Origin of the sequence: Kineococcus sp. NBC_00420 (assembly GCF_036021035.1) — a bacterium.
GTDB lineage: Bacteria > Actinomycetota > Actinomycetes > Actinomycetales > Kineococcaceae > Kineococcus.
The window spans coordinates 5,427,675-5,434,400 of sequence record NZ_CP107930.1; the positions used below are offsets into that span (position 1 = coordinate 5,427,675).

General features: G+C 64.9%; 3 protein-coding genes. 1 reads left to right on the forward strand and 2 read right to left on the reverse strand.

Going from position 1 to position 6,726, the window contains the following annotated elements:
- Positions 1-65: 65 nt before the first annotated feature.
- The gene (locus OG218_RS26430; protein WP_328296197.1) at positions 66-1,400 is read right to left on the reverse strand and encodes a hypothetical protein; all 1,335 of its coding nucleotides are present in this window, start codon (positions 1,398-1,400) and stop codon (positions 66-68) included.
- A gap of 304 nt (positions 1,401-1,704) precedes the next feature.
- Positions 1,705-5,169, reverse strand: a complete 3,465-nt coding sequence (locus OG218_RS26435) for a hypothetical protein (protein ID WP_328296198.1) — start codon at positions 5,167-5,169, stop codon at positions 1,705-1,707.
- A 113-nt stretch (positions 5,170-5,282) separates the two neighbouring features.
- On the opposite strand from OG218_RS26435, the gene OG218_RS26440 reads away from it, so the two are divergent.
- Positions 5,283-6,200: a restriction endonuclease gene (locus OG218_RS26440; protein WP_328296199.1), complete on the forward strand. Its 918-nt coding sequence runs from the start codon at positions 5,283-5,285 to the stop codon at positions 6,198-6,200.
- The last annotated feature ends 526 nt before the right edge of the window (positions 6,201-6,726 follow it).

Below are 6,726 nucleotides of genomic sequence, written 5' to 3' on the forward strand. Positions count from 1 at the left end.
GGCTTGCGGGATGGCTAGTGCCGTCCCAGCCTTGGATCTAGGCTGGGACGGGCGGCGGGGCTTTGTTAGGCGTAGGTGAAAGGAGTGCGGGCTCCTCGCGGCAGACGCGCGACAGCCTGCACAGCCTGGTCTGCGAGTCCCTTCCGTAGGTCAGAATCCACCACGTCAGCGAGTTGCATCTCCACGCGCCGCAGCCCTCGAGGTCCTGTTGCTTCGAGGCTGTCGGGGACGATGGAGTAGACGCCCACGACCGCTGTACTGCTGGTAGCGACGGCGAAACGCATCCGGCTTGCGCGCTCGAGGTCCAGTCGCCAATATCGGCGGGTAGCCTCCATGATCTGTTTTGGTGTCATGTTCGGTCCCCAGCCGATCCACTCCCGATCGTCGTTACTGGGACGCTGTTTACCCAGGCGGACGACGAGAATGTCACCCGGGGTGAGTTCGACGGAGGACGAGCTGCGTGGGCTTTGTACGCTTCGATGCCGAGGTTCACGCGGTGCGGGGCAGGGACGCACCCGCGCATCATCGACGGTCACGCGGGGGAGGCCGCTGGGTAGTTCTGGACGGCGGGTTGAAGGTTGGTACGTCGGGAAGTCGCGCTGAATAAAGGCGAGGCTGGTCTCCCAGGTGTCGCGGCTCCCTCGGCTGGTTCCAGAGCACCGGCAACCCGCCAGGCATGGGAAGGGACGACCTTGAGCAATAACCTCGACTCCTTGTTTACCGGGCAGACGGCGCGCTGTGTCGGCGTGTGCAGCGACCAGGACAATGGCCACGTCCGCCGCCTTGGCAAGGGTCGTGCAGGCGGTCCGGGTACTGCTGTGAGCATCGTCTTGTTGTACGTAGAGTGCGTAGTAGGGCACTGCGTCTAGCGCTGTGGCTGCGGCGATCAAACAGTCGTATTGAGTGCGTTCCCGTTGACCCGTGAGGAATTTCGTGGTGGGCGTGATGCGCTTGGCCTGAACCATTAGGCGAACCTGCGAGACCTGGTCCTCGTCGTCGGTGACGGCTGAGTTCTCGAACATCAGGATGAAGTCGCTGTGGACTCCCGATTGCTTGCGGTTGCCGCCCTCCTGTGCCTTGGTCAGGGGCCGGATGCGCAGAACGGACTCACCGGCAGGTACGCCCTCCCACTCAGGGCATGTACGTGTATCTGGTTCGACGGTGAGGGCTGTGTCGTCTGCGCAGGTGGGGCAGGCAGCCGCGACGTCGTACACGCGCCCGGCCATCTCGCCGATGATCAAGTCAGTGATGGTCTCTTCATGCAACGTGAAGCTAGGCCTCCCGGTCGTTGTGGAGCGCCCGAGCTGCTCCAGGCGGTGGTAGTTGCGCGAGCTTCGGATGACGGCGTCTCGCAGGTTGACGAACACGTCGGGTGTTGGCCGCGACCGCGGATTGCTCATAGCTCCTCCTAGTGATCTGTATACGGCCTAGCGCTGGAGCCTGGGCAGAGGGACCGGCCAGTTGTGGTCGGACAAGGAACGCCTTCATGATCGGCTGTTCCGGTCCATATCTGAGCCTCAGGGCGAAGGGGGGCCAGGCAGGAAGCTCGCTGCGCCTCAACGTGCCTGGAGTCGACCAAAGAGCGCTCTGCTGCAGGCGGATAGGGCGTACCCGGATCGGGGCTAAACTGCTGGGCTCGAGCACTCCCCAAAAGAGTCGCCAGGTCGCATGGAGTGCTCATGCCAGCATCGTGCGGGTGTGCGCTCAGTCTGCGTCGCGGGCGGCGCGACGTACATCGGCGTCGGGGTCGCGGGTCAGCTGCGCACGTACCGTCTGCGGTAGGTCGGCACCGCGCAGGGCGACGGCTTGGCGCACCAGTGGTTCGGGATCGTTCGCGAGCTGGAGGAGGACCTGCTGTCGAAGCGGGGCGTGGCGGGCGCCGCAGGCCCGGACCGAGGGCGTCGGGTGCATCAGCAGAGCACTTGCGTGGTGAGTCAGGTGTGGTGCCGCTGAGGCGACCTGCGCGATGGCCATGGCAGCGATGGGGGCGGCGTCGTGGTCGGTGTTTGTGGCGATGGTCAGCAGCGGAAGCGCATTCGCTATGAGGCGGTCGACGAAGTTCTCCTCGTCAGTGTTCTCCTCCTCAGCGAAGCCGGGAAGGCTGTCATCGCCGCTGGTGGCAGCCCGGTGGAACGCCTCAGCGGCGGCGAGGAGCGCGATGTGGGGGAAGGCGTCGGTACCACCGACGCGGAATCGGCTGAGTTTGGTGTCTGTGTTGCGGCGCCACACGTCGTGAAGGGACAGCCTCGGCTGCTCGTGTAGGTCAATGAGGCGGCGAGCGTAGGAGGAGGCAGCGTCGGCCGGCAAACGTGACAGTAGTTTGCGTAGCGCCTGCAGGGACTGCTGGCGAGACTCGGCGATGTCCTTACCGTCTTCGACGAGGGCGAGAAACTTGTCGGTGACGTCGACCAGAAGGACCTCACGGGCGCCGGCGGCTCGCTGACCCGCATCGTCGAGAAGAGTCTCTTCTGCGGCCTTGTCGATTCCCGCTCCGGGCCCAGGCACGGTCGTTTCGATGTCGTTGATGGTGTCGGTGTCGTGGACGTCGCTTGCAATGACGGTGTCTTCGTCGCGGCCACCAACATGGAGGAAGACGCTGCCGATGGGTGGACACAGCTCGACGGTGAGCTGTTCGGGACCGACAGCATGCTCATGCTCAGCGTCGAGGAGACCGAGGACGAGTTCGGCGACCTGCACTTCTTGGTTACCGACGGGGAAGTGGTCACGGTCGTGGTCGACGCGACGGCGTAGCAGCGTCGCGGCCGCCCGCCGAGCGGTGAGCTGGACGTCGTCGTGGTCGTCACCCCAGACGGCCAGGGTCGCAATCGCGTGGGGATTGCCCTGATCGGCCAGAGCGAAGACGACGGCCAGCAGCGGTTCGCGGGCCGGTGCGGGCAGGCTCTTCAGCTGCGCCCAGATTCTGGGTGGGGGAGTGTCCTGGTGCAGCAGGGCGGAGATGGCCTTGCTGAGGTCAGTACGGCGCTCGCGGACCGCGAAGTAGGTGTTGAGCAGGAGTCGGGCGATCTCACGTCCCAAGACGGTGTCCTGCTGCAATCCTGGGGAGATCACGGCGAGGATGTTGTCGACGGCTTCAGCGGGAATGCGTTCGCCGAGGTCCGCGAGCATGGTCAAGGCTTCCCGGGCCGCGTTGGGCACCATGAGGGGGGCGTTCCACAGGTCCGCTGTCAGGGTCAGCAGGCTCAATGCGTACGCGGGAACTTCAGCGTCGGGGATCAACGCGGTCTGAGTACGCGCCACGGCGATGGCCGCGGCCCGTTGGTGCTGTTGCTGCGACGTCGTCCAAATCCAGGTGGGGCTGCGCCGGGGTAGTTCCATTGCTGTGGCGGCCGCCTGCTTGACGTCACCGCCAGTGACGAAGCACTCCACAGCGGCGTGCGGTTCGTCGGCGGCGAGCAGGACCCGCCCGTGCTGACGTCGCGCGAGGCGCTCCTGGTTGAGGTGGCCGGACAGGCGGGCCTGCCGCTGCCAGCGCCGGCACGCTCCTCGGGCCTCGGGCAGCTTGCCCAGCTGGGCGGACTCAAAGGCTCCTGCTGCGGGATCGGGGCGTCCTTCGAGCAGTTGACGGCGGTTCGGCATCGCTTGCGTGAGAGTGGTGACGTCTAGGTCGAGGAGCTGGCGAGCATCGCTGTAAGCGGTTCTCAGGGCCCGCAGGGCGTTGCGCGCATCGCCGTAGAAGCCGTCGCGGCTGCTGTGGATCACCGCTCGCCGCCACATCCGCTCGGCCCGGGAGAGATCCCCGTGGGTAGCAAAGGCGTAGGCGGCTCGGGAGTGCACCAGACCGCCGGCGGGATGGAGGCGTTCATCGGTGGCGTCTTCGAGGACCTCGCGGTAGGCCGTCTCGACTTCCTCAGCACTCGACGTGATGAGCAGGTTGGCGTCGGCCACGGCGCAGCGCAGGCGCGTGCGGACGATGACGTCTCTGGTGCTCACCGTGGTTGCCGCGGTGCGGAGGGCTTGCAGGTGAGCAGGAGAATCTTCATCAAGGGCGATCATGAACGATCGAGCCGGTACGAAGTCGAACAGGCCGTCGACTAGGGCGTGCTCTAGCGCGAGGCAGCACAACGCTGCGGCGTCGGGATCTTGGCTGGCTGTCAGACGGGTGACCGCGTCGGCCAGAATGGGCAGGTTGAGGCTGTGCTCGGGCCAGGAGGCGGCGGAAGACAGAGCGGTCCATTTCGCGCTGGTCAGGTCACTCAGTGTCGTTGCTTCCTCGCCCAGGTCTCGCTCATCGTGTAGGTAGACCTCGTCGCCGCGTAGCAGCGGGTCCAGTAGGAGGTGAAAGCGCAGCGCGAAGGCGGCGCCGCGGTCTCCGGCGGCGCGCGCGGCGTCGGCCTGTTTCAGGCGCATCTGGGCGGCGTGCCCGGGGAAGGTTTCGTTGAGCTGTACGGCGATGGAGGCGTAGAGGGCTGTGGCGGTGGCCGGGTCGGTGTCGGTGAGTTGCTCTGCGTCGAGGACTCGAGAGGTCAGACCCAGCGCTTGCACCGGTCCGTCCACCAGGCCCAGCGGGTCAGGGGCCCCAGGAGGCGGTGCGGGTGCGGTGGTGCCGCAGAAGGCCAGTGACCAGGCCGGGCCGAAGACCGCGGTGACGAAGCCGGGGCTGTCGCGTAGCAGCGCATTGAAGTGGCGTGGACCCCACAGGTCGATTTCGAGGTCTCCGGCGTACTCCTTCTTCAAAGCGGCGAGCTCGTCAGTGACAGCGGTGTCGTCGATGACGGCGGAGGTCACCACTACGAACCGCTTGGCGTTAAAACGGCGAGTGAAGTGGTCCTGGCCGAGGGGTCGAGGCGCAGTGGCGTACTCGACGACGGCGGCGCGTAGTTGCGTTGCGGTGATGGTCTGGAAGCGCTTGACCTGGTACACCACTGTCCCGGTGCGGGCGTACTCCACGATGTCCAGGCCGTACTGCTTCTGTCCTCGGCGGCCGTAGAAGAGCACGGTGTGGTGCAGAGCGCGACGGTGCACGACTTCGGTGACCACTCGCTCGAAGACTTCGGGGTCGAGCTGGACCAGAGGCAGCTCGGGTGGGTTGTGTCCAGGGATCCCCAGGGGGGTCTGCTGCGCTCGGTGGGCCAAGACGGTGAAGGGGATTGCCTCGAGCGTGTCGTCGTCTGCTGGAGGCCTAGTGGTAGCACCGGCGCTGGAAGTCACCAGTTCTCGATAGGTGCTGGCTCAGACACGAAGATGGATGTAGTCGTTGGGCAGGCTCGCAGCGCCGTCCGGCCTGGCCAGTGACAGTTGCCTGCCAGCTTGTGTAGGTCGACATGAGCGATCTCAACGAGAGACCGATGGTGATGGTGCTGAGGCATCATGACGGGATGACTGCGGATGCTCTCGACACCGAGTACGAGAACGGTGTGGCGGACGTGTTGGCCTATCTTGGCGGGGACTCTGTCATCGTAGCAAGAAACCGCCACCTACCGGGAAGGCTCAGCGGCAGGAGTCGTCAGATCGACGTCTTGGTTACCGGCTCGCTGTTTGGATCCGGCGCCGCGACGATGGTTGTGGACTGCAAACGCTACTCGAAGAAGTTGGACGTTAACGCCGTCGGCACTTTCGTCAGTCTCGTCGAAGATGTGGGCGCGGACATCGGGCTTCTGGTGACGACGGTCGGGGTGACGTCCGCGGCGCGCGAGTATGCGGCCAACGTGAGAGGTATCAGGCTTGACATTTTGTCTCTCCAGGAGCTCGCGGCGTGGGCGCCGAGAGGAACCATCAACTTCGACTATGCGGTCCCGAGCGGGATGTTCGATGAAGCTGTGCGAGCAGCGAGGAGAGCGGGGTTTCGGGTGGTACCGGTCGAAGTTGAACCTTGGCGTAGAGAGGCAGGAGTTGGCTTGAGCGCTTTCCAGCACACGGGGACAACTAGTCCTTCTGGAGATGTACAGGAAGCTGCCCGCGAGTCGCTCCTCGCTGCTTTGAGCGCGGTGGGAGTTTCTGATCCTGTTCCTCTTGGAAACGGACTGGCCATCCAGGGTGGTACGCCGGCGTACCGGTGGTTGGATGTAACCTTAGACGGTCGACCTATTGGTCTCAAGATTTTAGCTGCCGACGAGAAGGAAGTCGAGTCCGGACTCGACTCCATGGCAGACGAGATGTTTCGGGGCACCTTGAGGGAATCACTTGATGTCGTCCGTCCCGAGGGCTGGCCGACGCCGCCGATGTTCCCGAACTGGAGCTAACCCGGTCTTCCGACCAGGTGTGCGGAATCGGCCGGCGTGACAGGAGACCTGGGCGTTTCAGTGTGCTTGACGGCGGTGCTCATGGCCTGCACGAGGGTGTCTAGGGCGTGCACGGTGTCGGTGGGGGTGATGCTGCTTTTCAGGACGGCCAGGACGAGGAAGAACAGCGCGGCTGCGGGAGTCGAACCTTGGAGGTGGCCCGGGAGGGGCTGCAGAAGTCTTCTGGAAGGACATCGCACAGGAGGCACCCCGTTGTTGGGGATGGTTGTTCTTGACTACCGCGGGCGGCGAGGGATACGAGTACGTTTCGGGCCGCCAGGCCTCGATCGCAAGTTTTTCTCGGAGGGCGCAGTCCGACGGTAGTTGCTTAAAGGAACTAGAAACTATGAACTTCGCGGGTTTCGCACCGCGTCAGCGGTGCGAAACCCGTTGTCCCGTAACTTTTCCGAACTTTGGGCCGCGCCAGCGGCCACATGGTGCACAACTCGCGCGCCAGCGCGAGGGCACGAGGCGGCGCGCCAGCGCC

Bases quoted from the DNA above. Each gene is read 5' to 3' on its own strand.
- OG218_RS26430 (WP_328296197.1), bottom strand. From the start codon at position 1,400: ATGAGCAATCCGCGGTCGCGGCCAACACCCGACGTGTTCGTCAACCTG.
- OG218_RS26440 (WP_328296199.1), top strand. From the start codon at position 5,283: ATGAGCGATCTCAACGAGAGACCGATGGTGATGGTGCTGAGGCATCAT.